Below are 26,434 nucleotides of genomic sequence, written 5' to 3'. Positions count from 1 at the left end.
GCCACCGTTCCTGCCCGCCGCACCGTGCTTGTCATAGCCGAGGTGGTCGGTGATCTCGCCCTTCGTCCACAGCCTTCGCCGACACAGCCACTGCCGCCTCGCCGACCTCGTCCTCGGCCACGTTCTCACTGGTCATCGATGCATCCTCCGTGATCGGGAGTTACACCGAACGATTTACAGTCCCCACCGTCCAGGACGGCTGCTGATGTCAGTGCTGGAAGGCCAAGAGCTTGGCGATGCCGTTGCGCTGGATCTCTGAGGTGCCGGTGAGGATCCGGAACATGCGGATCTTGCGGAAGAGGTACTCGATCTCGTTGCCCTGGGTCAGGCCCTCCTTGCCGTGGATCTGTACGGCCTCGTCGAGGATGCGGAAGGCGGACTCGGCGACGAACAGCTTGCACATGAACGCCTCTGCGGGCACCTCGCGCCCCTCGTCCAGCGCTGCCAGCGCGGCGTACGTCATGGAGCGGGCGGCGTAGAAGTCGGTGGCCATGTCGGCGACCTTGTGCTGGATGGCCTGGAGCATGAGCAGGGGCTTGCCGGAGACCTGCCGGGTGCGGGTGCGGTCCAGGGTCAGCTGGAGGGCGCGGCGGGTGGCGCCGAGCACGGTCGGGCAGTGCAGCAGGCGGTTGGTGGTGACCCTGCCGAGCGCGATGCGCATGCCGTTGCCCTCCTCGCCCAGGAGGTTGGCGGCGGGAACGTGGCAGTCCTCCAGGACGATGTCGCTCTCGATGTGCTCGCCGGACATCGGTGTCGCCCCGTCCTCGACCCGGCAGCCGGGGCTGTCCAGGTCCACGAGGAAGGCGGAGAACTCCGGTTTCTCTCCCTCGTGTTCGCCGGTGCCGGCCATACGGGCCACCACGATCGCGAAGTCGGCGAAGGGGCCGGCGGAGGAGAAGACCTTGTGTCCGGTCAGCCGGTAACCGTCACCGTCGCGTACGGCGACGGTGCGCATGGAGCGGACGTCGGAGCCGGCGTCGGTCTCCGTGAGGGAGAAGCAGCAGGCCCGCTCGCCCCGGATGAGCGGGAGCAGATACGTCTCCAGCTGGTGTGCGGTGGCGTGCCGGAGGATGTCGCCGGCCCGCAGTGGACCGCCCATGTCGCCGAGCACACTGTGCGCGAGGACGCGCCCGCTCGCGCCGATCTCCTCTTTCAGCGCGGCGAGTTGGGAGTAGCCGAGGTTCTGGCCGCCGTATTCCTCGGGCAGATGGATGCCGTAGAAGCCGAGTTCGCGGCTGCGGCGCCAGACCGGTTCGAGGTCGGCGCGGGTGAGGCGGGTGGCCGGGGTGATGCCGTGCTCGCGTTCGTGTTCGGCGAGTTCGCCGTCGAGGTAGTCGCGCAGACGGTCCACCAGTTCGGCGGTTCGTGTGTCGGCGTAGGTGGGGCGCAGGGAAAAGGTCACCGGTAAGTCCTTGGTGGAGAGTGGTCAGTTGACGCGGCGGGCGGTGTCCGCCCAGAACGGCTCGCGTACCGCCTTGCGGTCGAGCTTGCCGTTGCGGTTGTGGGGGAGCTCGGTGACGAAGTCGACGGAGCGGGGCTTCTTGAGGCGGTCGAGGCGGTCGGCGCAGAAGGCGATCAGATCCTCGGCGGTGACGGTCGTGTCCGGGCGGCGTACGACGACCGCCTTCACGGCCTCGCCCCACCGCTCGTCGGGAACGCCGACGACACACACCTCCTGGACGGCGGGGTGTTCGTAGAGGGCGGTCTCCACCTCGGTGCAGTAGATGTTGAAGCCGCCCGAGATGATCATGTCCTTCTTGCGGTCGACCAGGAACAGATAGCCGTCCTCCCGCATCCACGCGAGGTCTCCCGTGTGCACCCAGCCGTCACGGAAGGTCTCCGCGGACAAGGCGGGCTCCTTCCAGTACTCGCGCACGCAGTCGGGCCCGCGCACGATGACCTCCCCGACCTCGCGGGGCCCCAGCTCCCGGCCCGCCTCGTCCACGACGCGTATCTCGGTGTCGTACGCGGCACGTCCGCAGGACTGGAGCAGTTCCGGGTCCTCCTTCACCGCGCGGGCGATCTCCTCGCTGCTCAGGGCCGCGACCACGCTGGTGGTCTCGCCGAGCCCGTAGCCCTGGGCGACGACCGGGCCGAAGAACTCCACCGCGTCGCGTAGTCGTTGGGGTGAGATGGGTGCGCCGCCGACGCGCACGCTCGTCAGGGAGGACAGGTCGTAGCGGTCGGCACCGGGGTGGGCGAGAAGCGTGTTGACCATGGCGGGCACCAGGAATGTGGCGGTGATGCGCTCCCTCTCCACCGTCTCCAGGAAGCCCACGGGGCTCCAGGTGGGCAGGACGTACGTCGTGGAGCCGCCGAACGCTCCCGCCAGCAGGCCCATCCCGGTGGCGTGGGTGATGGGGCCGCAGGCCAGGTAGCGGGTGCCGGGGCGGGGGCGGGACTCGTCGGCCATCAACAGCTTGCGCATGTTGGCCAGGCGGTTGCCGACCGTCTGCACCGCGGCCTTCAGCGCCCCGGTGGAACCGGAGGTGAAGTTCAGTACGCAGGGTTGCGACTCGTCGACCTCGACGCGGAACGGAGCCTCCGCGCCCTCGGCCAGCAGGGCGTCGTACGGGACACCGTCCTCGACTCCCGTGTCCAGCGGGACGGGCAGGCAGCCGGTACCGGCTGATGCGATCGCGGCGAGGGCGTCCTCGCGGTGGGCCGCGTCGAAGACCAGGGCGCGGACGGGGGCGTAGCGCAGGATGTGCTCGATCTCGCCGCGCCCGAGGCGGGCGTTGATCGGTGCCCGCGTCAATCCCGCCTTGTACAGCGCGAATTCGACCTCCACCAGCTCACCGCGGTTCCACGCGAGCGAGGCCACGGCGTCACCGGGGCGCAGGCCGCGGGCGGCCAGGGCGGAAGCCAGGCGGTCGGTCGCGCGGTCGAGTTCGGTGAAGGTCCAGGAACGGTCCCCGCAGACGAGTGCCGGGGCGTCGGGCCAGTAGCGGGCGCTACGGGACAAGTAGGTGCCGAGGTTCATGAAGACCTCTCCGAGGCGTGTGTCGGAAGACGACGGCAGTCAGTGGCCTTCCATCTCCGTACTGACTGATCAATGCCATACAGACTGTTCAGTAACTGTTCGCGTGTCAAGGCTCTCCTACACTGGGCGCGCACCGAGGCGCGAGGATCGAGGAGGGCTCCATGGCCGAGGACAGACGGACCAGACGGTCGAGGCGCGCGCTGGGGGCGGCCCTGGTGGAACTCGTCCTGGAACGTGGCTTCACCGCGCTGACCGTGGAGGACATCACCGAGCGCGCGGACGTGGCCCGGGCGACCTTCTACGCCCACTTCCGGGACAAGGAGGACCTGTTCGCCCGGGTGACGGCCGACTTGCTGACGGAACTCGGCGAGCGGCTGGCCCCGGCCGTCGCCGACAGCGCGGTCGGCTTCACCGGCAAGCCCGTCCTGGAGATGCTGCGGCACGCGCGTGAGGAACGCGACCTGTACCGGATCGTGCTGCGCGGCGAGGGAGACGGCAAACCGCTGCAGATGTTCGTCGACGCCTGCGCGCGCGCCACCGCGGAGGAATTCCGGGCGCGCGCGGAGCGCAACGCCGTCAAGCCGCGCATCGACCCGGAGCTGCTCGCCCGGGTGTGGGTGGGGGAGCAGCTCGCGGTGCTGCGCTGGTGGGTCGAACAGGACGCGCCGTCCCTGCCCGCCGAAGAGGTCGTACGGATGCTGCTCGACCTGGCGATGCGCGGGCGCTACTGGGCCAGCGGCTTCGAACCGCCGGCCTGAGCGGCGGGGCGGGGCGTCCCGGGGCCGGGACCGGGACCGGATGTCCGGGGCGGACGGCCGCCCCGTGCCCCGATCGGCCGCTTACGCGTCGTGCACGTCGTCCTCCGGCCGTTGCGCGCTCCGGACCGGCCGCCTCCCGCTCGGGCCCGGCCGTCGTGCGTCCCCTTCCGGCCGCCCCCCGTCCGGCCCCAGCCGTCGTGCGTCACGGTCCGGCCGGACCGTGACGAGTGAGACCAGCCCGCACACCAGCATCACCCCGCCGGAGAGCAGGAAAGCGTGGGTGTACCCGGCGGTCTGCGAGGGCGCGGAGTCCAGCAGGTGCCCGGTCAGATACGGGGCCAACAGTCCCGGCAGGGTCCCGGACGCCGCGACGATGCCGAACACCGCGCCCCGCTGGAGCGGCGGGACGACGGCCGAGGTGGTCATGTAGTGCAGCGGGAAGACGATGGCGTGGCCCCCGAACGCCACGGCCAGCAGCGCGAAATGGGCACCCCGGGCGTCGACGAACGGCAGCGCGGTCATGGCCAGCGCCGCCACCGCCACCGCGATCCCCTGCGGGATGCCGCGCGACCGCCGGTCCGACAGGCCCCGGCGGCGCAGCGTGTCCAGCAGCGGCGGCACCGAGAGCAGCAGCACGAGGCTGAACGCCGAGACCGCGCTGATCAGCGTGGCCGCCGTGCCCGGCGTCATGTCCAGCTGCGTGCGCAGGTACGCGGGCAGCCAGGCGTGGCTCAGCGCCAGGGCCCAGGACCCGCCGAACGCCCCGGCGATGCTGCCCAGGACCGTTCCGTTCAGCAGCAGGCGCCGGTACGGCAGTCGCCGGCCGTCCGCCGGTGCGGTCGGCGTGCGGGTCTCGCCGTACGGGCCGTCGTGCCCCATCCGCCACCACGCGAGCGCCCACACCAGGCTCAGTACGGCCAGGGCCAGGAATGCGGACCGCCAGCCGAAGGCGCCGATCAGCCCCGTCACGGCCGGCGCGGCCACCATCGTGCCGAGCGCCGCGCCGCCGATCTGCAGTGCCGAGGGCAGCCCCCGCCGGTCCGCCGGGAACCACTTGTACAGCGCGTGCATCGACATCGAAGCCGCCGGTCCCTCGGCCGCGCCGAGCAGCACCCGCCCGGCGACCAGTGCCGGCACCGACGCCACGAACAGCACCGGCAGCTGGGCCACCGCCCACACGACGGCCATGCCGAACAGCAGCACACGGCTGGAGACCCGGGCGGAGACGAAGCCGACGGCCAGCCCGGAGAGGCTGAACAGCAGCGAGAAGGAGCTGGAGACCATGCCGTAGGTGCTGTTGCTGATGTCGAGCTCGTCCATGATCGGCACGGCCGCCAGCCCCAGGACGGACTTGTCGGCGTAGTTGACCAGCATGAACGTCACGATCATCGCGGCGATCAGCCATGCGTGCCGCCGTCCCGGCACCCCGACGCGTGGCGGGACCGCGGTGTCCTGGCGGGATGGTGCGGACGAGGACGGTTCGGCCATGGGGCACTCCTGCGGCTCGGGAGGGAGTGGAGGTGGCACCCCCGGTGCGAGGGCGGGGATCTCCGGGCTCGGACGGCACCCGAAGACGGGGAAGGCGGGCACCGTGCGCTGTCGTAGTTATCGAACAGGTTGTACGTTAACGGCGCCATCGTTCAAGACCTCTGCGTCAACGGAGTTGAGATGACCGACACTGACGCCCGGCTGGGCGACCTGCTGTGGACTCGCGGCTACACCGACCCCGGCTGGATCCGCCGCTTCACCTCGGCCGGCCGCGAACTCTCCCCGAGCCGCCGCGTGTGGCGCGGCCCCGGCCCCGCCCGGACCCTCCCCGCCGAGCCCGCCGGCCTCGACACGCTCGACCTCGGCCTCGGCGGTACGACGGCCACCCTGCCGGACCTGTTCGCGACGGCGCAGACCGACGCCTTCCTCGTCCTGCACCGAGGCGTGGTCGTCCACGAGGCGTACCCGCACGGCGGAGCGCCCCACGTCCCTCACTTCAACGCGTCGGCGGCCAAGTCCTACCTCGGCCTCCTCGCGGCGATGCTGGCGCACGAGGGGCTCCTGGACCGCTCGGCCCGGACGGACGCCTACGTCCCCGAACTCGCGGGCACCGCCTTCGGCGAGGCCCGCGTCGAGGACCTGCTGCACATGGGCACCCAGGTCAGCTACGCCGGGCGGCCCTACGACAAGGCCATCGAGGCCCAGCGTTACCACGCCGTCATAGCGCCCCAGCTGCGCCCGTTCGGCTACAGCGGCCCCGGCACCATCCGCGAGCACCTCCTGACCGCCCGCGCCACCGGAGCACCGGGAACGGAGTTCCGCTACGAGAACGGCAACGTCGAGGCGCTCGCCGAAGTACTGCGCCGCGTCACCGGCGTGAGCACCTCCGCGTTGCTCGGCGAACTGATCTGGTCCCGGATCGGCGCGGAGGAGGACGCCTACTACGTCCTCGACAGTGAGGGTGTCGAGGCGGCGTGCGGCGGCTTCAGCGCCACAGCCCGCGACGTCGCCCGCCTGGGGGAGATGCTGCGATGCGGCGGAGCGGTCGGCAGCCGTCAGGTCGTGCCGGAGGAGGTGGTCACGTCCATCACCGCCGCCGTCCCCGACGGTTACCCCCGCCGCGTGCGCTTCCCCGCCGCTCCGCCGACGGCGCCGGCCACGCTGTCGTACCACGACCTGTGGTGGATCCCGAACGATCCGTACGGCTCCTATATGGCCAGCGGCATCCACGGCCAGCGGCTTTTCGTCTCGCCCGGACTGGACCTCGTCGTCGTCCACTTCGGCTCCCAGGTCATTTCGCCGTCCGTGCCGGTCGCCCCGTTCGTCCGGGTGTTCCTGAGGATCGGCGCGTACCTCGCCGGCCTGGGCTGACCCCGTCCGGGAGCTTCCTGTGAACCGGGCCGCACGATGGTGGCCATGTCCGTTATGTCCCAACGGTGGCGGCCGGGACTCCCAGGAAACTCCCAGGATCTCTCCGGGACCGGTCAGAGAGGGCTGACAGCGTCGGCGGCGGAACTTCTGCAAGCCCGATCCGACTGGGAGCCCTTTCCGTGGCGACATTCCTCTGCAGGCTGGGCCGGTTCTCCTTCCGGAGGCGGTGGCCGGTCGCATTGCTGTGGGTGGTACTGCTCGTGGGGGCGGGGGTGCTGGCCGGACGGGCCCCCGCCGCCCCGCCGAACGACTTCTCCATGCCCGGCACCGAGGCGCAGCGGGCGTACGACCTGTTGGAGCGGGACTTCCCCGAGCTGAAGGCGGACGGAGCGACCGCCCGCGTCGTGTTCCGGGCCGAGGGCGGCAAGGTCACCGACCCGCAGACGCGCCGGGCCATCGGGGAGACGGTCCGGGCCCTCGGGGACGATCCGCAGGTCGTGCGCGTCACCGACCCCTTCACCACCCGGTCCGTGAGCAAGGACGGCTCCACCGCCTACGCCCAGGTCTCCTACGAGGTGTCCGCCTCGAAGCTCGAAGACGGCTCCCGCACCGCGCTGCGGGACACCGTAGAGCGGGCCGCCTCGCCGGACCTGTCCGTGGAGGCGGGCGGCAACGCCGTCGAGGCCAAGGGCGCGGGTCACTCCTCGGAGGCCTTGGGGCTCGCGGTGGCCGCCGTGGTGCTCGTCCTCACCTTCGGCTCACTGCTCGCGGCCGGACTGCCGCTGCTGACGGCCGTGCTCGGCGTCGGGTTCGGCGCGCTGGTCATCCGGGTGCTGGCCGAACCGCTGGGCCTCGGCTCCACGACGACCAGCCTCGCCGTGATGATCGGACTGGCCGTGGGCATCGACTACGCCCTGTTCGTGGTCTCCCGCTACCGGGCCGAACTCGCGCGCGGACGCGGCCGTGAGGAGGCGGCCGGGCACGCGGTGGGCACCGCGGGCTCGGCGGTGGTGTTCGCCGGGCTCACCGTGGTCATCGCCCTCGCCGGCCTGTCCGTGGTCGGCATCCCGCTGCTGACCCAGATGGGCCTCGCCGCGGCCGGCACGGTCGTCATCGCGGTGCTCATCGCCATCACCCTGATACCCGCCCTGCTCGGGCTCTGCGGACGCCGGATCGGGCCGGCCCGTCCACGACGGAAGGCCCGGCAGCGCCCGGGCGCGGGCGTGCGCTGGGCCCGGTTCGTCACCCGGCGCCCGGTCGCCGTGCTGCTCGGCGGCGTCGTGCTGCTCGGCGTGGTCGCGCTCCCGGCGGCGTCCCTGGAGATGGGCCTGCCCGGCGACGACAGCAAGCCCGTCTCGACGACCCAGCGCCGGGCCTACGACATGATCGCCGAGGGCTTCGGACCGGGCTTCAACGGCCCGCTCACCGTGGTCGTCCAGGCCGACGGCGACGGCAGCGCCGAACAGGCCGCGAAGAGCGTCGCCAGGCGGACAGGCGGCCGCGAGGACGTCACCGCCGTGGGACAGCCCCGGCTGAGCGCCTCCGGTGACACCGCCGTACTGAGCGTCGTACCGGCGGCGTCCCCGAGCAGCACGCGGACCGCCGACCTCGTGCACGCGCTGCGCGAACCGGCGCTCGCCCGGGACACCGGCGCCAGGGTGCTCGTCACCGGCACGACCGCGATGAACGTCGACGTCTCGCAGAAGCTGTCGGACGCGCTGATCCCGTACCTGGCCCTCGTGGTCGGTCTGGCGTTCGTACTGCTCATCGCCGTCTTCCGCTCCCTGCTCGTCCCGCTCAAGGCCGCGCTCGGCTTCCTGCTGTCGGTGCTGGCCGGACTGGGCGCGGTGGTCGCGGTCTTCCAGTGGGGATGGCTGGGGTCCGTCTTCGGCGTCACGGAGCCGGGGCCGGTGGTGTCGATCATGCCGATCTTCATGGTGGGTGTCGTCTTCGGCCTCGCCATGGACTACGAGGTGTTCCTGGTGACCCGGATGCGCGAGGCGTACGTGCACGGGCAGTCACCGAAGGAGTGCGTGGTCAGCGGGTTCGAGCACAGCGCACGGGTGGTGACCGCCGCCGCGGTGATCATGGTCTCGGTGTTCGCCGCGTTCCTGGGTTCCGAGGAGCAGATCCTCAAGACCATCGGGTTCGGGCTCGCCGCCGCCGTCCTCTTCGACGCGTTCATCGTCCGTATGACGCTCGTCCCGGCGGTGCTGGCCCTCCTCGGCCGGCGGGCCTGGAGCCTTCCTCGCTGGCTGGACCGGCTCGTACCCGACCTCGACGTGGAGGGGGAGCGGCTGGAGGGCTCGCGCCAAGGCACGGCCGGGGCGGGCGACGCCGGCCCCGTCGGTGCGACCGCGGGCCATGTCCCCGGTACCTGAACCCCTCGTCCCGCTAGGAGGAGTCCGCTCATGTCCGCACCGCCGTCCCGCCCCTCCCTTCCCGTGTGGCGTCACACCCTCGGAGGCGCCCTCGCCGCCGTGACCGCCCTCCTCACCATGGCCGCCACCGCCTGGGCGGCCCTCGTCCTCCTCGGTGCCGGCGCCGTCGCACCGGTCGCCCGGCTGGTGCCGGTGCTGGTGAGTCTCGCCGTCGGCGGCGGCGTCACCCTGGAGTCGGCCGCCGGGCCCGCCGAGTCCGCCGAGGGAAGCCTCGGCGGACTGCTCGGCGGGGGCGGCGGCCTGAGCCTCGGGCTGGCCGGCGAGGTGACGCTGACCCCCCTGACGCTGTCCTTCCTGGGCACGGCCGTCCTGGCGACCGGGTTCTTCCGGCCGCTGCGCCGCCGGGCACGGCCCACCCCCGCGATGCTGTGGGCGCGGTGCGGCGGCGCACTGGCGATCACGGCGGTGGCCCTCCCGGTGTGCGCCGTCCTGGCGCGGGGCACGGCCCGGCTGCCGGAGAACGTCAAGGACAGGATCGGCGAACGGGCCGGATCCGGCCGGTTCGGCGGCGGGGCGGGCGGTGGGCTCGCCTCGGGCCTGTCCTCGGTGGACTTCCGGACCGATGTCGTCACCACCGCGTTCCTCGGCTGCCTGGGAGCGGTCGCCGTCCTCGCGGTCGGCTGCCTCGCCGCCCGCCGTACGACGCTGCCCCGCCCCGTCGCCCTCGGCGGGCCGCGGATGAAGTGGAACGCCGTCCTGTCCGCCCTGACGGGGACCGCGGCCGTGCTGTGCTGTGCCGCCCTGGCCGTCGCCGTACTCGCCGCGGCCGCGGCGCTGACCGGCCGGGAGCGAGCGGCCGAGGCCGCGGGCGCACTGCTGCTCGCCGGTCCCAACCTGATCGCCGCACTGCTCACCACGGGGGCGGGCACCTCCTGGGAGGCGGGGGTGCGGCGGCTGCGGCCCGAGGGCGGAGGGATGGCCGGCATGCTCGGCACGGGGGAGCAGGACGGCGCGGCCGACCGGGACCGTGTGGTGGACCTCGGACACTGGGCGGGTGCCGGCGTACCACTGTGGGTGATCGGACTGCTGCTCACCCTGCTCCTGCTGCTGCTCGCCGGATACGTCGCCGCCGCCCGCACCCCGGCCCGCACCGCGCGGCAGGACGCCGACGCCCTCCTGGACCGCCACGCCGACACCGCCCTGCGCATGGGCATCGCGGTCGGTGCCGCGACGTTCGTGCTCCCTTACCTCGCGCGCGGCTCACTGCGCATCGGCGTCAGCCTCATGGGCAGCGAGATGGGCGGCCTGCGCGCCGGCCTCGACACGAGCCCCCGGCTGTCCGCGCTCACCGCGTTCGTCGCGGCCGCCCTCGCCGCTTACGGCGGGAGCCGCTTCCAGGGCCGACGGGCACGGCGCCGCGAACGCCCCGCGGGAGCGTCCGGCACCGCGCCCAGGCGCCGCGCCCTCACCTCGGACCCGGTCCCCTGAGCCATGTGATCTCCTGAGAACAGCGTTGAGCGACACCCGCGCGAAGCGGCACCGTGGCATCGGGGAAAGGCGGCGAACCACGATCATGGCGGCACTGACACCTCCCCCGCGCACCGCGGGCCGCCCGGACCACCTGCTCGTCGTCGACGACGAACCCACCGTCAGGGAGCTGCTGCGCACCGCCCTGCGCTACGCCGGGTTCGACGTCGACGCCGCCGCCACCGGCCGGGAAGCCCTCGACCTGGCCGCACGGCACGCCCCCGACCTCGTCCTCCTGGATGTCATGCTCCCGGACATGGACGGCTTCGAGGTGATCCGCCGGCTGCGCGCCCAGCCCCGCTCGCCCCTGCCCGGCCGGGGCGGCGACGTGCCGGTCCTCTTCGTCACCGCACGCGAGGACCGGCGGGACCGGCTGCACGGACTGCGCCTCGGCGGCGACGACTACGTCACCAAACCCTTCGACCTGGAAGAACTCATCGCCCGTATCCACGCCGTACTGCGCCGCACCCGGGGCGAGTCACCGGCCCGCCTCACCGTCGGCGATCTGCAACTCGAACCCGACAGCCACCACGTCACCCGGGCGGGGCGGACCGTACGGCTGTCCCCTACCGAGTTCCGCCTCCTGCACTTCCTGGTCGCCAACGCCGGACGCACCATGTCGAAGAGCCAGATCCTGGACAGCGTGTGGGAGTACGACTTCGGCGGCGATCCCAGCATCGTCGACACCTACATCAGCTACCTGCGCCGCAAGGTCGACACCGACGGGCCCAAACTCATCCACACCGTCCGCGGCGTCGGCTACGTCGTCCGCGAGCCCCGGCCGTGAGCCGCTTCCCTTCACCCAGAGCGTGGCTCGGCCGGATGTCGCTGCGCACCCGTCTGCTGTGCCTGTCCGTCGCGCTGGTCGCCGTCGGTCTCCTCGGTACGGGACTGCTCGTCACCACGGCCCTGCGCGGCTACCTCCAGGACCGGGTGGACGACCGGCTCGTCCTGACCGGACAGGTCGCCGCCCGGCTGGCACCGCCGTCCGGCTCCGGCACCCCGCCGAGCGTGCGCGCCCTCAGCGTGCTCGGCGACACGACCGTCACGTACGTGGACGACGCCGGCGCCACCCGCAGGACCTTCGACGCCAGCACCGCACCCCCGGGCGGCGGCCCCGAGCTGCCCCGCCTCGACCGTGCCACCGTCCTCGCCCACCGGGGCCGCCCCTTCACCGTCCCCGCGCGCGACGGCGAGCACGACTGGCGGGTCATCGCCCTGACCCAGCCCGCCCAGGTCTTCCCCCCGGACAGCTCCGCGCCCCACGGCAGCGTCGTCGTGGCCACCTCCCTCGAAGAGGTGCACCGCACCGTCACCAAGACCCGCAACCTCTCCCTGACGGCAGGCGTGGCACTGCTCGCGGTCCTGGGCGTCGCCGGCTGGTTCGCCGTACGCTCCGGACTGCGCCCCCTGACCCGGATCGAGGAGACCGCGACGGCGATCACCGCCGGCGACTACTCCCACCGCGTCCCCGAACTGGCCGCCCCGCACACCGAGGTGGGACGCCTGACCGCCTGCCTCAACCAGATGCTCGGCCGCATCGACACGGCCTTCCGGGCCCGCGCGGAGGCGGAGGCGAGAACCCGGCGCTTCTTCGCCGACGCCAGCCACGAACTGCGGACGCCGCTCGTCGGCATCAAGGGCTACACCGACCTGTACCGCATGGGCGCCATGCCCACCCGCGAGGACGTCGACCAGACGATGACCCGGATCGCCGAGGAGTCCGCACGTCTCACCCGGCTCGTCGAGGAGATGTTCCTCCTCGCCCGCCTGGACGAGGACACCGAGGGCATGGGTACCACCCGAGAGCCGGCTTTCGCCCTCGACCTCGCCCCCATGGACCTGCGCACCCTCGCCGCCGACGCCCTCCACGACGTCCGGGCCCTGGACGCCACGCGCCCGGTGACCCTGACCGGACCCGGCGGCGGAAAGCCCGCCACCGCCCCGGCACACGCCGACGAGGCCCGACTGCGCCAGGTCGTCACCAACCTCATCGGCAACGCCGTCACCCACACCCCTCCCGGGACCCCCATCCGTATCGGCGTCGGCACCGTCGGCCGGCACGCGGTCCTGGAAGTAGCCGACCAAGGACCCGGCCTCACCACCGCCGAACGTGCCCACGTCTTCGACCGCTTCTACCGCACCGACGACTCCCGCACCCGTGCCACCGGCGGTTCCGGCCTCGGCCTCGCCATCGCCCACGCCCTCGTCACCGCCCACGCCGGCCGCCTCACCCTCGACACCGCCCCCGGCCAGGGCTGCACCTTCCGCGTCCTGCTGCCCCTGCCCGACCCGCTGGACGACCGGGCCGTGGATACGGCGACATGAGCGAAGGGCCGACAGCCCGGAGGCGGGGGTTCGGCTCGCATGCCCTCGTTCCGGTGGGCGGAGAAGGCACCCGCGGCCGGCCGCTGCCGGCACGGCCGCGAGGACGAGACGAGCGCCTGCCGGGAATTCGGGTGACTGTTACCCGTACCGTCGATCGCCCATGGCGTAGGGCAGTTCGAGTGGGTCGGCCCCGGAGAGGTGGACAGGGGGATGTGTCGTGTCCACGTGTCAGGCCGACTGGATGCGGTGTGTCGCGGGTGGTGTGCGGCGTCCGAGTCGCGTGACACAGCCATACGGTCGACCTGGGCGGACACCGGCCGTTCACCGCCGAGGACCAGCTTTCGTCGCGTCTGGGCGGGCACCTCGCGCCGGGTGCACCAGATCGATCGGCAGCGGGAGACCGCCATCGCGCTCGCGAGCCATCCTGGACCCTGCGCGCCGCCCCAACGGCTTTGCCGTGTTGGTGGGAATCCGCCCGGCCGCGATGCTGATCCGACCCGCCGTCCCAGAGCCGTCCGGCAGGAGTAATGTCTCACGTGGCCGACATCCGCGAATCCGCCCCGTCTTTCGTCAGCGGCACGTCGACAGTTCCGAGCCGCCGGGTTCAATGGAGACGGTTTTTGAGAGCGGACTGCAACCCGCGCCGCGAGCCACAGCGCCACCACAAGGCGTCTTCCCTGGATCATGCGCGCACGCCGTCACGGCAGCGAAGTTGCGCAAGCATCTCGCTCCCGCCGCGGCACCAGGGGAAGGGATCAGCTCAGTTCGGCAGAGGGGTTGTGAGCGCTGTCGTAGGCCGTGCGCTGTACCCCGGTCGGCTCACCGCTCCCGTCGCCGGCGGAGTGGGTGATTGAGCCGTGTTCGCCTGTGCTGGTGGACTGGCCGGCGGTCATGGTGGTGACTGCTTCGGCGGCGGTGGCATGGACCGGCAGGACTGCGTCGACGCCGGTGAGGACGAGCATGCGCATCAGGCGGTCGGGGACGTTGACGAGTCCGAGTGCACCGCCCACCGCCTGGGAGGTGTGCCAGAGGCCGATGAGCGCGCTCAGACCGGCGGAGTCGCAGAAGCTGACCTGTGACAGGTCCAGAACCAGGCGCGGGCACCCTCGCTCGAGGATTCCGGAGGCTTCGCGGCGCAGGGTGTCCGCGGTGCGCGCGTCCACGTCCCCGGCGACTGTGGCGATCGCGAGGCCGTGGTGGGGGTGCTGGACGGTCAGCTGCAGTGTGTCGGGCACGTCGGTCATCACTCCTGGCCGAAGTGGTCGGGCGCGGCGGCGGTGTGGGCGGTGGCGGCGACACCGCCGTCGGGTGTGGTGTGGGGGTGGGGGACGGACAGGGCCAGCAGAGCCACGTCGTCGCCGGCTCCGTCGGGCAGGGAGGCCAGCAGGGTGATGCTGTCCTCGACCAGGGAGGTGGCGGTGACGGGTCCGGTGCGCTGGTGGAGGAAGCCGGTCAGGCCGTCGTCACCGAGCATGGCGCCTTCGGTGTTACGGGCTTCGGTCAGCCCGTCGGTGTAGAGGAACAGGCTCTCCCCGGGCGTCAGCGAGAACGTGGTCTGGGCGAAGGGCGCTTGAGGGAAGGCGCCGACGAGCATTCCGCCCTGGGGGCGTACGGTCCGCACCCAGACGGCGCCGCTGTCGTCGGGGCGCAGGTGGTAGGCCGGCGGATGGCCGCCGGTGGCGACGGTGACGGTGAAGCCGCCGGCCTCCCGGGGCTCCAGGAGGCCGAAGAGGACGGTGCAGAAGCGGCGGCCGGCGGTGACGTCGGTGAGCAGCACGGTGTTGAGCGCGTTCAGCACCGTGACGGGATCGGCGTTGATCTGGGCCGCGGCGCGCAGGGTGTGGCGGGCCAGGGCGGTGACGGTCGCCGCCTCGGGTCCTTTGCCGCACACGTCACCGAGGAAGAACGCCCACCGCTCACCGTCGAGGGGGAAGACGTCGTAGAAGTCGCCGCCCACGTCGTGGACCGAGGCGGTGCGGTAGTGGCAGGCCAGTTCCAGGCCCGGCACCACGGGAAGGGCCGGGGGCAGCAGGGTGCGCTGGAGGGTGGAGGCGAACGCGGCGATGGCGGCCCTGTCCTGCTCCGCCTTCTCCCGCGCCGCCCGTTCGGCCTCGGCGCGTGCCCGTTCCGCCTCGGCATGCCGCTTCTCCGCCTCCCGGCGGGCCTGCTCGTCGCGCAGGGCGCGCAGCGCCGACAGTCGCAGCTCCATCTCGTCCAGCACGATCGCGGCGAGATCGGCAAGGGTGGCGGTGTCCTCCTCGGTGATCGAGCGCGGCCGGGTGTCGAGGACGTTGACCGTGCCCAGCCGGTGCCCATCCGGGGTGATGATCGGTGCGGCGGCGTAGAAGCGCACCCCCATTTCCCCAGCGACCAACGGATTGTCCGCCGCTAGGGGGTCCTTGAGGGTGTCGGGGATGACCATCGTGTCATCGCGCAGGATCGCCGAGCCGCACAGGCCCGGATCGCGGCCTATCTCCGCGACACCTTCCAGGCCGTGGGCGGCCTTGAACCAGATGCGATCGGTGTCCACGATCGTGACCGTTGCCACCGGCACGTCGAAGAGCCGGGCGGCCATCGCCGCCACCCGGTCGAACGCCCCGTCGGGGGGAGTGTCGAGGATGTCGTAGCGGCGCACCGCCGCGATACGGGCCGCCTCCACATCCGGGTCGGGGACCAGCTCGGGGCGGCGCCCGGGAGCCGGGTCGGTGGCCGATGCCTGCTGCGTCATCGGCTTTCCTCTCCGTCGATGGGCTGCCGCCGTGACGGCACGAACCGACGCAGCCTAAATCGACCACAAGCCCGAACACCAATTCCGCCGCCAGCCGGGCACCCGACCGCGGCCTCCGGTGAGCTGTGCAGGCCCTCCGCTGAAGCCGCTCGGCGTGGACGCGAGCCCTATGGTCAGGCTGGTCGCCGAAGCCTCCTGGGCAGGGGCTTGGCCGTCGACGTGACGCTCGCCTGACGCTTCGGGCGTTCACTCAAGGCAGCTGAGGATCAAAAAAGGCCTCTCAGCTGGTCTTTTTGCTTGACTGGCGGATATTGACATTTTACCGATGAAGCATCATGTGGAGTGCGTTGCCATTCTTGGATCGGTCGCAAAGGGCGTCTGACCTGCGGTTCTGGTGTGCGCCAGGTGCATCCCGTATGAGTTCGTCCAGTGTGGTGCCGGCCGGGCAGTAGGCGATGTAGTAGGAGATCTCCTCGGGTCGGCTGACGCTGCGGCGTGGGAGGACCCAGTGCCGGCGGTCTTCGCGGTGCCAGGGCCTGACCTCGACGCGGGCCCAGTCGTAGATCCGCCGGCCGTGTGCCCCTTCGCCGCAGGACCGACGCTTCCGCTTCTGCCGCGGCAGGCCGGGGAACAGGTCGTGGACGGGGTGGTCGAGTGCCCAGCGGGTGACGCCGGTGTCGTGCCGGGTGGTGGCCATGACGTGGAAGATATCGGCCTGCTCGAACTCGGAGCGCCAGCCCTTGCTGAAGCCGTAGGCGGCGTCCGCCGTCACCCAGGTGAACGGGATCCGGTCCGCGATGGCCTTGCGGACCATCGCCTTGGCCATGGTCACCTTCATCTCGAAGACGACCTCGTTGCCGATGCCGGCCCGGCGGCAGCGTTCCCGGTCGCTCGTCCACGACGTGGGCTCGACCAGCGTGCGGCCGCAGCCGGTGGCGTAGGCGGGGAACACGCCGATCTGGCAGTTCTCGGTGCGTCCGGCGGTTCCGGAGTACTGCCTTTGCACCCCGGCCGACCGCAGACCCTTCTTCGGGAAGCCGGTGTCGTCGACGATCAGCACGGCTCTCGGTCGCCGAGGTGTTCCACGACGTAGCCCGGTACGTCGTCCAGGACGTCGTCGGCATCCCACTCGAGAGCACCGACTGGCGCGGCTCTTCCCGGTTGAACCGGTGCACGAACCGGTCATGCAGAGCGTCGAGATCACCGGTCCACAGCCTGACATCAGCAAGGCCCCCACCCATGACCACATCAACGACTGAGCTGGCCATCAGTCACGGCAAGCACCGTTGCAGTACTAGCTGCTGAGCCGTTCGATGTGCTGCCGCAGCAACTGAATGGACTCGGTCCTGGGCAGCGCCCAGGGCCAGAGATCGTCCAACGACGCCTGGTACATCTCCACCTCCTCGTCTTTGACGAGCAGGTCACCGGCGCGGTTTCGGAGGCCCCAGGCTGCAGTCGGCCCAGCTCTCGCTGCGCACACGGCCCGGCGCCTGGCCTTCGGTGAGCCGACCTGACCGCATACACGGCGCTGAAGAAGAGGAGCGGCACCAGTGCCTGTGATGCCTGTATGGCCATTTGGTGTCGTAAATGTTCAGAGAATGGCTTGACCGGGGTTATGGCGCTCCTGACACTGAGCCCAAGCGAGTCGTGCGTCGGTGCCCGGTGAAGGAGCGTGGCATGCCCCGTCGCCGCATGCAGAACATACAGCTCAGGGCCTTGCTCACCGAGGCGCACATGACAGCCGCTGAACTGGCCCGCGCTGTCAACCTTCTGGGGCGTACTGAGAACCTGGTGCTGCGGTACGACCGTACTGCTGTCGCCCACTGGCTGGCCGGGTCCCGGCCGAGGTCTCCTGTGCCGTATCTGGTGGCCGAGGTCCTGACGCGCCGGACGGGGCGCTTGGTGCATGCGGTCGAGACCGGTCTGCTGCCGGACGCCGAGGACGGGGGCCGACGGGACGGGGCGCCGGTTCCGGCCGTGGAGGACGGGGCTCGGGCGTTGGTCCAGTTGTGCAGAACCGACACCGACCCGGGTCGGCGTTCTGGTCTTGTGGCCCTGGTCTACCGGCAACGCCGTCCGCGTATCGAGGGCCTCATCGTGCCTTCGCCCGCTCCGGCCGTGCGCGTTGGCCGCGGTGGCGGCCGGCTCGCTGACGCCGACCTGGCGCGGCTGGAGTTCATGGTGTCCCGGTTCGCTGATCAGTGGACCCGCTTCGGCGGCGGATACGCCCGCGCTCTGCCCGCAGCCCTGCTGGGCAACGATGTCGGTGTCCTGCTGGCCCAGGCCATGCCGCCTCAGCCACGGACACGGCTGATGTCGATAGCGGCGCAACTCGCCTATGTTCTGGGGGGAATGAGCGCCGACGCCGGATACCAAGGTCTGGCTCAGCGCTATTACGAGCTCGCCCTCGCCGTGGCCGACGAGGGCGGCGACCGCAGAGTACGAGCCATGACGCTCAGGTCGATGAGTGTCCAGGCCGCACGGCTCGGCGCCGCTCGCTACGCGGCTGACCTCGCGGGGCTGGCGGTCGCGACCGCCGCACACGTCCCGGACGCCGATCTGCGGTGTTTCGTGCACGTTCAGCATGCCTACGGCCTCGCGCTGCTGGACGAGCGCCGTGCCGCGTACGAGGCCCTGGACCGGGCGGAGGGCTTCCTGGAGCAGGCATCGGGGGCCCCCGGTCCGTTCACGTCCTATCCCAAGGCGGGTTTCGCCTATCGTAAAGGCCGTACGCTGCACTTGCTCGGCGACTTCACAGCCGCGCTGTCAGCTCTGCGTTACGCCGCCGAGGGGCGTGCCCCGCACCAGCGACGGCTAACCGCCCTGAGCGAGGCGCGCGTTGCTCTGCTGCTGTTGGAGCTGGGCCGCGTGGAGGAGGCGTGCGCGTACGTCGGTACGTTCATCGACCGCTACCCATTGCTCATCTCCCACTGGTCCGCCGTGGTATCGGCTGAGCTGCAGGCCGCTCTCGCCGCCTTTCCTCGGGTACGGCAGGCCGCGGCCCTGGCCGAACGACTCCGTCTGCTCGGCATCACGGTCGCCTGACACCCGGCTGGTCAGGTCCTGCGGCCGAGGCCGGCTCTGGCGGGTGTGCGCAACCCAGTACGAGGGCCGTCACCCGGTCGAAGTAGGGGGCGTTCGCGGGACCAGTCCGCGGTCACCGTCGCCCTGCGGCACACCAAGGCGCGCGGCCGTCCCGGTGGGGACTCGCTCCGACGGGCCATGGGGGAGCCGTTGTCAATGCTCCCGGGCATTGGGTCGGCCCGCGCCATTGGGGCTGCCGACGAGACCGACCGGGGTCTGCGCTCGGTGGAAACACATCCCGTACAGACGCCCCCTGCTCGGTCAGAAGCCCGTTCCTCGGCAACGGTGTCTGCAATGCCCCGGCGAGGCGCCGGTGACCGGGGCCCGCAGACCGGTGAGACGGAAGAGCGGCTCCATGGTCCTACGTTCCTTCCGGCGTGGCCCGGCGTGGTGTACGCCCCGGCGGCGCGGTCGGTTCCGGATCAGGCCGGAGCGGAGACGGGGACGGCCAGCGGGCTGGTGGCCTCGGGCAGGAAGTAGGTGACGTACAGGGTCAGGGGAAGGTGGCCGAGGTTGCTGCCGCAGTGCGCGCGATGAGGACCGGGCTCCTCGACGAAGCAGGTTCCCGTGCGCAGGGTGGTGCTGGTGCCGTCGGTCTCATGGTGGGTGAGTACGCCGGATTCCACCAGCACCAGCAGACGGCCGAGGTGGTAGTGCCAGCCGGTGCTGCCGCCCGGCGGGATGGTCAGGCGGCGTAGCACCACGCGGGAGGCGTGGGTGCCGAGTTCCGGAAGCCGGCGCGGGACGGTCCCGGCAGCCAGGACGACGCCGTGCGGGCCGGGCACATCGGCGGCGGTCTGGCTGCGGACGGAGTGCTGTGCGCGACTGTGCATGGTTTCTGCCTCACCTTTCGGGTTCAGAGGTCCTGACAGAGGTTGTTGATCAAGTGGCCATCGGCTTGTCTGGTCGTTGGTCGGGTCGTGGGGAAGCGTCGGTCGCGGCCGTGGATCGTGTCGGACGAACTGTGGTCGCTCATCGAGCCGTTGCTGCCCGAGCCGGGGCCGAAGCTGGTGGCGGGCCGGCCTCGGGTGCCGGACCGGCAGGCGTTGTGCGGGATCCTGTTCGTGCTGCACACCGGGATCCAGTGGGAGTACCTGCCGCAGGAGCTGGGAGTCGGCTGCGGGATGACCTGCTGGAGGCGCCTGGCCGCCTGGAACGAGGCCGGCGTGTGGGAGAAGCTGCACCTGGTGCTGCTGGGGAAGCTGCGGTCGGCGAAGAAGCTGGACTGGTCGAGGGCGGTGATCGACTCCTCCCGCGTCAGGGCGGCCCGCCGGGGCCCAAAAGCGGTCCCGGCCCGGTCGACCGAGCACGGCCGGGCAGCAAGCACCACATCCTTGTCGACGGCCAGGGCATCCCGGTCGCGGTGTCGCTGGCCGGAGGCAACCGCAACGACGTCATCCAGCTCCTGCCCCTGCTCGACCAGGTTCCACCGGTCGCCGGCGTCGTCGGCAGGCCACGGCGACGGCCGGACATGCTCGTCGCGGACCGCGGATTCGACCACGGCAAGTACCGGTGGCTGCTGTGGCGGCGAGGCATGCGTGCCGCGATCGCCGCACGCGGCCGGCCGCCCGGCACCGGCCTGGGCATCTCCCGCTGGGTCGTCGAACGCACCAGTCTCCTGGGTGCATGGCTTCCGCCGCCTGCGCATCCGCTGGGAACGACGCGACGGCATCCACGAAGCCTTCCTCGGCCTCGCCACCTGCCTCATCACCCACCGCCACGTCCAACGCCTTTGTGAGGACCTCTTAGCCCCCGAACAGGAAGTCGGGGCGTGTGTCGCGGGCTATGAGCAGGTCGTCATTGCTCGCTCCGGGGGGCACCATGGGCCAGACGAGGGCATCCTTGTCCACGCGGAAGTCGATCACCACGGGGCGATCCCGGAGTGCGGCCGCTTCTTGGATCACGGTGTCGACGTCGTCGGGCCGGGTACACCGGAAGGCGTGACAGCCGTATGCCTCGGCCAGACTGGTGATGTCCGGGCTGGGCCGTCCGTTGTCGAGATCGGTCTGGACGAAGGTGCGGTCGTAGAAAAGGTCCTGCCACTGCCGCACCATGCCGAGAGTGCCGTTGTTGATGACCGCCACCTTCACGGGGAGCCGGTGCTGGACGCAGGTGCCCAGTTCCGCCGCCGTCATCTGGAACGACCCGTCCCCGTCGATCGCCCAGACGTCGTGGTCGGCGAGTGCGGCCTGGACGCCGCACGCGGCGGGGAGGGCGTATCCCATGGTCCCGGCCCCGCCGGAGGTGATGAAGCGGCGTGGATGGTCGAGCCGGAGGAGCTGGGCTGCCCACATCTGGTGCTGGCCCACGCCGGTGGTGTAGACGGTCCGGGGCCCGGCGGTCAGCCGACCGAGGCGTTCGATGACATGGTGAGGCTCCAGCGCGGTCAGGGTGGCGCCGCCGTGAACGGGATAGCGGTCACGCCATCGCCGGGTGCGGGCCGCCCAGGCGGAGTGAACTGGCCGGTGGCCGAGGGGCCCTGCCTGCCGGGACAGCTCGGTGGCCAACGCGCGCAGGGTCTGGCGGCAGTCGCCAAGGAGGGGGACGTCCGCGTGTTTCTTCCGGGACAGTTCACCGGGATCGATGTCGATGTGGATGACCTTCGCCTCAGGGGCGAAGGACTCCAGCCGTCCGGTGACCCGGTCATCGAACCGGGCCCCGGCGGCCAGGATTACGTCCGCCTCCTGCAGCGCGAAGACGGCCGGAACGGTGCCGTGCATACCGGGCATGCCCAGGCTCAGCGGATGACTGTCAGGGAAGGACCCGCGCGCCATCAGCGTCGTGACCACGGGCAGGCCGGTCGTCTCAGCCACCTCCCGCAGCTCTGCGGCGGCTGAAGAGGAGACCACGCCGCCTCCCGCGTAGACCACGGGCCGCCGCGCCGACAACAGCAGCCGGGCCGCCCGTGTCACGAGCCGGGGCGGGGCCTGAACCCGTCGCGCGGGAGAGCGCAGGCCAGGCACGGGGGCCGTACGCAATCCCTGGAGCGCGTCCTTGGTGATGTCGACGAGCACCGGGCCCTGTCTGCCGTCGAGTGCACGGCTGATGGCTTCCACCAGCGCCGGAGCGATGTCGTCGACGGTGGTGGCCTGGAGCGCGCACTTGGTGACGGGTCGTACGACCGAGCAGATGTCCACCTCCTGGAAGGCGTCGGTCCCCATGAGGTCCGAACTGACTTGACCGGTGATGGCCAGTACGGGGACGGAGTCGGCGTGCGCGTCGTACAAGGCCGTCACCAGGTTCGTGGCTCCGGGGCCGGACGTGGCCACGCAGACCCCGAGCCGGCCGGTCGCGCGGGCGTAGCCCGAGGCGGCGTGCCCCGCCGCCTGCTCGTGCCGGGTCAGAACGTGGCGCAGCCCGCTGCCGGGCAGCGCCTGGTACAGAGGCAGTACGGCTCCGCCCGGTATGCCGAAGACGGTGGTGACACCGGCTTGTTCGAGTACGCGCAGCACCGTCTCGGCGCCCGAACCGACGGTAGGTTCCTCACGTGCGCCGGGTGCGGACTCGGCCGCAGACCGTCGCGCGGAGGAAGTGGGCGGATGTCGTGGGTCGTTCACGCGGTGACTCCTTACGGGGCAAGGCCGACCGGGACGCGTTGGCGCCGGTGAGCCGGGAGATGATGGACGTGGAGCAGGTGTCACAGGGAGGCGGTGGCGGCCGGGACACGGTCCGTGGCGTCACCACAGGCCCGGGTGCGGCCCGTCTTCTCGTCCGCGCGCGCCGGGCGAGGTCGTTTTCCTCGGCCAGAGCGGCGAGCGCCGGCTGCTGCACGATGTGGTCGACCTTCTCCCGGGAAGATGCGCTGGGGAACGCCTCGCCGACTGACGCGGCGTTGGCTATCAGGTAGTCCAGGCTGACACCGGCGCGGTCGGCGGGAGCAAGTGTCATGGTTCCGGCTCCATTCGAGGTCACTCGGTGGAAAAGGCGCGGCCGCGCGCCGACAGCGGAGATGAATGAAAATCCGCCACAGACCGAGTCTCCTGCGAAGGCGCCTCGTAAGGCCTCGTTCCGCCCCTCACATCGTGAACACGTTGAACGTTGCATGGAACAGGTTTCCCACGTCACCCGCGATCCTGTTCTTCCGAAGCCGCCGAGCCAGAGTGAAGCTCGGTCAGGGGGCGAGGTGGGGTCCGGGGACCTCGCTGTTCTGGAGGGCGGTGAAATCGGCGTACGCGACCTCGATGGCTTCCGAGTGACCGAGTACGTGCAGGAGGTCGACCAGGTCCGCACCCTCCACGCCGAGCAGGGCGTGCTGGACAGCCTGGTCCTCACGTTCGCCGCTCACGACACCCCCTCCGCAGCCGCGACGTCGCCCTTCACCGCAAACCCGGAGACGACGGCTACGCCGTCATCCACGACTGGAGCGAGCGCGACGAGCGTCCGTGGCAGGGCGCCGCGACGACCAAGCTCCGTCAGGCGATAGAGCAGTGCACCACCCTCTGGTCTCCCGGACGCAGCAACAGCAGCCGAAGCAATCACACGACGCACCCCCTGACCGTCGCTCGCCGGCGGAGACACCGTCACGTGGCTCATCACGGGCGCCGGGTCCCTGGTCGTAAGCGGCGCCGGCACGGTCATCACGGCGCGCCGACGCACCGGGAGCGACCGCAGCGCACAGGACACCGCCGACCACTGAACCAAGCACAGCCACGCTCCCGGGATGCCGACACCGTTTACGTGCTTGATGCCGGCGACGCCGGCGCAATCCCCGCTCCCGTGGTGGGTCTCCGCTCGGGGCTTTCGCCTTCCTGCCCGACGCTTGCATCACATGTTTCTTCGGCATCAGCTACGACGTCAAGCAAGAACTTGATCTCAAACGCGGCCAATATTGAACATGTTCACGGACCCGGAACGAAGTTCGGGTGTCCCTCTCGTTCCTGGGGATGCCATAGTGATTGGCGTACCTACGGTCGCGAAGCGGAGGGAAGCAGTGACCGTCGAACAACCTTTCCTGCCAGCTGAGTTCAGCCATAACAGCGCCGAATACATTCCGGATCCTTTTTCCTTCTACGCGGAGATGCGAGCCGGTAACCCCGCGTACTGGTCGGAGAGGATATTCGGTGGGGCGTGGCTCTTTTTCCGGTACGAGGATTGCCTGCGTCTGATGACGGACGAGCGGCTTTCAAATTCCCGAGCTGCGGTGCCGCTGCGGTTCCTGTCCGAGCCTCAGCAGCGGGAGTTCGCCGACATGATCGGCGTGTACGAGCGGTGGCTGGCCTTCCATGACGGCCGGGAACACACCATGAACCGCCGCCAGGTCAACCGCAGCTACGCGCCGTTCAGTGAGGCGATACTAGAACCACGGATCCAGAATCTGGTGGACTTGCTTCTCGACCGTGTCGACCCGGACGGCTTCGACCTCATGTCCGAGTTCGCGTTCCCTCTGCCCGCCATGGTGATCGCCGACGTACTGGGCGTGCCTACCGAGGCCCACACCGAGCTCACGCGGTGGACGGACGACATCGCTCACCTATTCGGCTCGACCCAGGTTTCCGTCGAACACCTGCGGCGAACACAGGCCAGCACGCGGGAGTTGGTCGCCTTTCTCGCCTCGCCCGAGTGCGCTGCCGCCGCGGCCCGCCAAAAGGGTCTGCTGCACCGATTGCACACCACCGAAGTGCACGGCCATCACTTCGTCGAGGATGACGTCATCGCTCAGGCCGCACTGCTGCTGTTCGCGGGTATCGCGTCGATCCGCTATCTGATCGGCAACAGTGTGCACGCCCTCGACGCGCGCCCGGCCCGTGACCGTGAATTGCTGTTGAGTGCCGACACGGTGGAGTGCGCTGTCGAGGAGCTGTTGCGGTGGTGTACCCCGGTACAGTTCGTAGGCCGCGTGGTTAAGGAGGATTTCACCTTCACCAGTTCCGGTGGACTGCGGATTCCCTTCTCGTCGCAGAGCCCGGTCATGCTCTATGTGGCCTCGGCCAATCGCGATCCCGACAAGTTCTCCCGCGCCGACGAGCTCGTTCTTGACCGGCCTTTGCCCAACGAGCACCTGACGTTCGGGGCGGGACGACACCTGTGTTTCGGCGACCCGCTCGTACGGCAAACCACCCGGATCGCCTTGGCAAGCCTCTACCGGCGTATGCCCAATCTCCGGGTGCTGCCTCAAATACTCAATTGGAACAACAACCTCGGCTTTCATGGCTTCACCTCGCTCCGCGTCGCTGCGGAAACTGTCACCGACGAGGCATCAGGCCGGACGGAATGAACCCTCGGCCCATTCCGCGAGGTAGTCACGGCATCTACCCGGACCCCTTCCGGTCGGTCAAAGCCCCCGCCGGTCGTGCGACGGCCGTTGCTCAGCCATAGGAGCACACCATGCCCATGATCGACGTATTCGTCCCCGAAGGCGCACTCACTCAACAAGCCGAACAAGACCTCATAAACAAGATCACCCGGGCGATGATCCGTTTTGAGGGATTGGACCCGGACGACCCCGAAGCCCAAGCGGTCACATGGGCCTTCCTTCACCACGCGGCCGTCTTCGTGGGCGGAACACCGGCTACAGCGCCCCATTACCGGGTCCTCGTCTGCTTACCGGAGGGACTGGTCACCAACGCTCGTGTCCAAGAGGTGGTCACCGCGATCACCGACATGGTGCTGGCCGCAGAGCAGGGTGCCTGGGACCGTGACCCGTCGCGCGTATGGGTACTTCCGCTGGACGTGCCCGAAGGTCGCTGGGGAGCCGGAGGCCGGATCGTCGACCTGCGCGAGGTAGTGCTTTTCGCGCGAGGTGGCGATGAACGAACGGCCAATCGAGTCGCCCGTGAGTGGCTCTCCGCCAGCCGCAGCGAGCGATACGCCGCACCCCCCGCTTGAGACGTCTCGCTCAGACGAGAGCGGAAGGAGCCCGCCACGCATGACGAAGTACATACTCGACAACGCCGACCCCAACGCCGAGGACCGGATGGCTGGCCTGGAGCGGTGCTACGACCCCTTCACCTTTCAGCGACTTGGCCAGCTCGGAATCGAGCCAGGGTGGACGTGCCTGGAACTCGGCGGCGGCGGAGGCTCTGTCGGTCGCTGGCTCGCCGACCGGGTGACTGCGGCAGGCACAGTCGTCGTCACCGACATCGATCCCCGCTGGACGGCATACGAGAACGTCGGACACCTGCGCGTCCAGCAGCATGACATCACCGGAGGCGAACCCATCGCAGAGGCACCGTTCGACCTCATCCACGCCCGGCTGGTCCTCATCCACCTCCCCACTCGGCGCAGGGTCCTGTCCAAGCTCGTGTCCCTGCTCAGACCTGGCGGCTGGCTCGTCCTCGAGGAATTCGACTGCACCCGCGCGCACGTCTACCGCGCCCGCGAAACCGGCCAGGTCGACCTCTTCCTGAAATGGATCCATGCCTTCCTCGCCCACATCGCCGAGGCTGGCGTGAGCTTGACCTGGGCTCGAGAGGTCTACCAGACGATGAGCGAAGCCGGTCTGGTGCGACTGGACGCCGCTGGTTACGAAACCGCGTCTCCCGCGGGCTCACCCGGTTCCACGGTGCACCGTTCCAACGCCAGCCAACTGCGTCCGTCCCTCGTAGCCTCGGGGCGACTCACCGACGCGGAGTACGACACCTTGATGGCCCTGTTCGACGACCCCACCTTCACACCTTCCTCCTATCTGCTGATCTCCACGCAAGGGCAGAGGCCCGTAATGTGAAGAATGACGGCACGCGAGCATGTCCGGGTCTGTCAAATGAGCGGTGTAACTGGGGTGGTTGGGGCTACTGGCGAGCTGCCGGCAGGCGGCCGTCGAAGGTGATGTCGAAGGCGTTCAGCGCGG

General features: G+C 70.4%; 18 protein-coding genes and 2 pseudogenes. 11 read left to right on the top strand and 9 right to left on the bottom strand.

The window, feature by feature from the left end; genetic code table 11:
• Positions 1-208 precede the first annotated feature (208 nt).
• Together IH25_RS0136160 and IH25_RS0136155 are read right to left on the bottom strand one after the other, a co-directional pair.
• On the bottom strand, positions 209-1,402 hold the full coding sequence (locus tag IH25_RS0136160; protein ID WP_030620990.1) for an acyl-CoA dehydrogenase family protein: 1,194 nt from the start codon (positions 1,400-1,402) through the stop codon (positions 209-211).
• 24 nt (positions 1,403-1,426) lie between these two features.
• Entirely contained in the window at positions 1,427-2,983 is a 1,557-nt protein-coding gene (locus IH25_RS0136155) for a class I adenylate-forming enzyme family protein (RefSeq protein ID WP_030620988.1), read from the bottom strand.
• 161 nt (positions 2,984-3,144) lie between these two features.
• On the opposite strand from IH25_RS0136155, the gene IH25_RS0136150 reads away from it, so the two are divergent.
• Positions 3,145-3,741 carry a TetR/AcrR family transcriptional regulator gene (locus IH25_RS0136150; protein ID WP_030620986.1) on the top strand — a complete coding sequence of 199 codons (597 nt, stop codon included), beginning with the start codon at positions 3,145-3,147 and terminating at the stop codon, positions 3,739-3,741.
• 81 nt (positions 3,742-3,822) lie between these two features.
• Here the strand turns inward: IH25_RS0136150 and IH25_RS0136145 are convergent, their stop codons facing one another.
• Positions 3,823-5,229, bottom strand: coding sequence for an MFS transporter (locus IH25_RS0136145; RefSeq protein ID WP_078844601.1), 1,407 nt, complete (start codon positions 5,227-5,229; stop codon positions 3,823-3,825).
• 180 nt (positions 5,230-5,409) lie between these two features.
• Between IH25_RS0136145 and IH25_RS0136140 the strand changes: the two genes are divergently transcribed.
• The 5 genes from IH25_RS0136140 (at position 5,410) to IH25_RS0136120 (ending at position 12,836) form a co-directional block, all read left to right on the top strand.
• Positions 5,410-6,600, top strand: a complete 1,191-nt coding sequence (locus IH25_RS0136140) for a serine hydrolase domain-containing protein (protein ID WP_030620980.1) — start codon at positions 5,410-5,412, stop codon at positions 6,598-6,600.
• A 179-nt stretch (positions 6,601-6,779) separates the two neighbouring features.
• Complete coding sequence (locus IH25_RS0136135; RefSeq protein WP_051754378.1) at positions 6,780-8,981, top strand: MMPL family transporter; 2,202 nt, start codon at positions 6,780-6,782, stop codon at positions 8,979-8,981.
• Between the two features lie 30 nt (positions 8,982-9,011).
• A complete protein-coding gene (locus IH25_RS0136130) occupies positions 9,012-10,469 on the top strand; it encodes a streptophobe family protein (protein WP_051754377.1) in 1,458 nt (485 codons plus the stop codon).
• Positions 10,470-10,554: 85 nt separating this feature from the next.
• A complete protein-coding gene (locus tag IH25_RS0136125) occupies positions 10,555-11,295 on the top strand; it encodes a response regulator transcription factor (RefSeq protein ID WP_030620969.1) in 741 nt (246 codons plus the stop codon).
• 35 nt (positions 11,296-11,330) lie between these two features.
• Entirely contained in the window at positions 11,331-12,836 is a 1,506-nt protein-coding gene (locus tag IH25_RS0136120) for a sensor histidine kinase (protein ID WP_051754376.1), read from the top strand.
• Between the two features lie 755 nt (positions 12,837-13,591).
• Here the strand turns inward: IH25_RS0136120 and IH25_RS0136115 are convergent.
• The 3 genes and pseudogenes from IH25_RS0136115 to IH25_RS38180 all read right to left on the bottom strand — a co-directional run.
• A complete protein-coding gene (locus IH25_RS0136115; protein WP_157847080.1) occupies positions 13,592-14,071 on the bottom strand; it encodes an STAS domain-containing protein in 480 nt (159 codons plus the stop codon).
• Between the two features lie 8 nt (positions 14,072-14,079).
• Positions 14,080-15,564, bottom strand: coding sequence for a PP2C family protein-serine/threonine phosphatase (locus IH25_RS0136110; RefSeq protein ID WP_030620963.1), 1,485 nt, complete (start codon positions 15,562-15,564; stop codon positions 14,080-14,082).
• Between the two features lie 406 nt (positions 15,565-15,970).
• Positions 15,971-16,805 (bottom strand): annotated as a pseudogene (locus IH25_RS38180) (IS701 family transposase); the annotation flags it as partial.
• 436 nt (positions 16,806-17,241) lie between these two features.
• On the opposite strand from IH25_RS38180, the gene IH25_RS0136090 reads away from it, so the two are divergent.
• On the top strand, positions 17,242-18,609 hold the full coding sequence (locus IH25_RS0136090) for a hypothetical protein (protein WP_030620962.1): 1,368 nt from the start codon (positions 17,242-17,244) through the stop codon (positions 18,607-18,609).
• A 461-nt stretch (positions 18,610-19,070) separates the two neighbouring features.
• On the opposite strand, the gene IH25_RS0136085 is transcribed toward IH25_RS0136090, so the two are convergent.
• On the bottom strand, positions 19,071-19,481 hold the full coding sequence (locus tag IH25_RS0136085) for a cupin domain-containing protein (RefSeq protein ID WP_078844600.1): 411 nt from the start codon (positions 19,479-19,481) through the stop codon (positions 19,071-19,073).
• 87 nt (positions 19,482-19,568) lie between these two features.
• On the opposite strand from IH25_RS0136085, the pseudogene IH25_RS40350 reads away from it, so the two are divergent.
• A pseudogene (locus tag IH25_RS40350) lies at positions 19,569-20,366 on the top strand (IS5 family transposase); the annotation flags it as partial.
• A gap of 27 nt (positions 20,367-20,393) precedes the next feature.
• On the opposite strand, the gene ilvB reads toward IH25_RS40350, so the two are convergent.
• Both ilvB and IH25_RS41475 read right to left on the bottom strand, forming a co-directional pair.
• Positions 20,394-22,205: a biosynthetic-type acetolactate synthase large subunit gene (ilvB, locus tag IH25_RS0136075; RefSeq protein WP_078844599.1), complete on the bottom strand. Its 1,812-nt coding sequence runs from the start codon at positions 22,203-22,205 to the stop codon at positions 20,394-20,396.
• A gap of 554 nt (positions 22,206-22,759) precedes the next feature.
• On the bottom strand, positions 22,760-22,933 hold the full coding sequence (locus IH25_RS41475; protein ID WP_157847079.1) for a hypothetical protein: 174 nt from the start codon (positions 22,931-22,933) through the stop codon (positions 22,760-22,762).
• A 645-nt stretch (positions 22,934-23,578) separates the two neighbouring features.
• On the opposite strand from IH25_RS41475, the gene IH25_RS0136060 reads away from it, so the two are divergent.
• The 3 genes from IH25_RS0136060 to IH25_RS0136050 all read left to right on the top strand — a co-directional run bounded on the left by IH25_RS0136060 (position 23,579) and on the right by IH25_RS0136050 (position 26,311).
• On the top strand, positions 23,579-24,862 hold the full coding sequence (locus IH25_RS0136060; protein WP_030620946.1) for a cytochrome P450: 1,284 nt from the start codon (positions 23,579-23,581) through the stop codon (positions 24,860-24,862).
• 110 nt (positions 24,863-24,972) lie between these two features.
• A complete protein-coding gene (locus IH25_RS41470) occupies positions 24,973-25,473 on the top strand; it encodes a hypothetical protein (protein WP_030620943.1) in 501 nt (166 codons plus the stop codon).
• 40 nt (positions 25,474-25,513) lie between these two features.
• Complete coding sequence (locus IH25_RS0136050) at positions 25,514-26,311, top strand: class I SAM-dependent methyltransferase (RefSeq protein ID WP_030620941.1); 798 nt, start codon at positions 25,514-25,516, stop codon at positions 26,309-26,311.
• Positions 26,312-26,434 lie beyond the last annotated feature (123 nt).

It is taken from the genome of Streptomyces achromogenes subsp. achromogenes, from assembly GCF_000720835.1.
In the GTDB taxonomy this organism is placed as follows: Bacteria; Actinomycetota; Actinomycetes; order Streptomycetales; family Streptomycetaceae; genus Streptomyces; species Streptomyces achromogenes.
The sequence above is the reverse complement of the archived record's forward strand: the minus strand, read 5'-3'. Positions and strand labels throughout refer to the sequence as shown.

Excerpts from the sequence above, each read along its gene's own strand:
- IH25_RS0136155 (WP_030620988.1), bottom strand. The coding sequence starts at position 2,983 with ATGAACCTCGGCACCTACTTGTCCCGTAGCGCCCGCTACTGGCCCGAC.
- IH25_RS0136050 (WP_030620941.1), top strand. The coding sequence starts at position 25,514 with ATGACGAAGTACATACTCGACAACGCCGACCCCAACGCCGAGGACCGG.
- IH25_RS0136090 (WP_030620962.1), top strand. The coding sequence starts at position 17,242 with ATGCCCCGTCGCCGCATGCAGAACATACAGCTCAGGGCCTTGCTCACC.
- IH25_RS0136110 (WP_030620963.1), bottom strand. The coding sequence starts at position 15,564 with ATGACGCAGCAGGCATCGGCCACCGACCCGGCTCCCGGGCGCCGCCCC.
- IH25_RS0136130 (WP_051754377.1), top strand. The coding sequence starts at position 9,012 with ATGTCCGCACCGCCGTCCCGCCCCTCCCTTCCCGTGTGGCGTCACACC.
- IH25_RS0136150 (WP_030620986.1), top strand. The coding sequence starts at position 3,145 with ATGGCCGAGGACAGACGGACCAGACGGTCGAGGCGCGCGCTGGGGGCG.
- IH25_RS41470 (WP_030620943.1), top strand. The coding sequence starts at position 24,973 with ATGCCCATGATCGACGTATTCGTCCCCGAAGGCGCACTCACTCAACAA.
- IH25_RS0136145 (WP_078844601.1), bottom strand. The coding sequence starts at position 5,229 with ATGGCCGAACCGTCCTCGTCCGCACCATCCCGCCAGGACACCGCGGTC.
- IH25_RS0136125 (WP_030620969.1), top strand. The coding sequence starts at position 10,555 with ATGGCGGCACTGACACCTCCCCCGCGCACCGCGGGCCGCCCGGACCAC.
- IH25_RS0136085 (WP_078844600.1), bottom strand. The coding sequence starts at position 19,481 with ATGCACAGTCGCGCACAGCACTCCGTCCGCAGCCAGACCGCCGCCGAT.
- IH25_RS0136120 (WP_051754376.1), top strand. The coding sequence starts at position 11,331 with ATGTCGCTGCGCACCCGTCTGCTGTGCCTGTCCGTCGCGCTGGTCGCC.
- IH25_RS0136140 (WP_030620980.1), top strand. The coding sequence starts at position 5,410 with ATGACCGACACTGACGCCCGGCTGGGCGACCTGCTGTGGACTCGCGGC.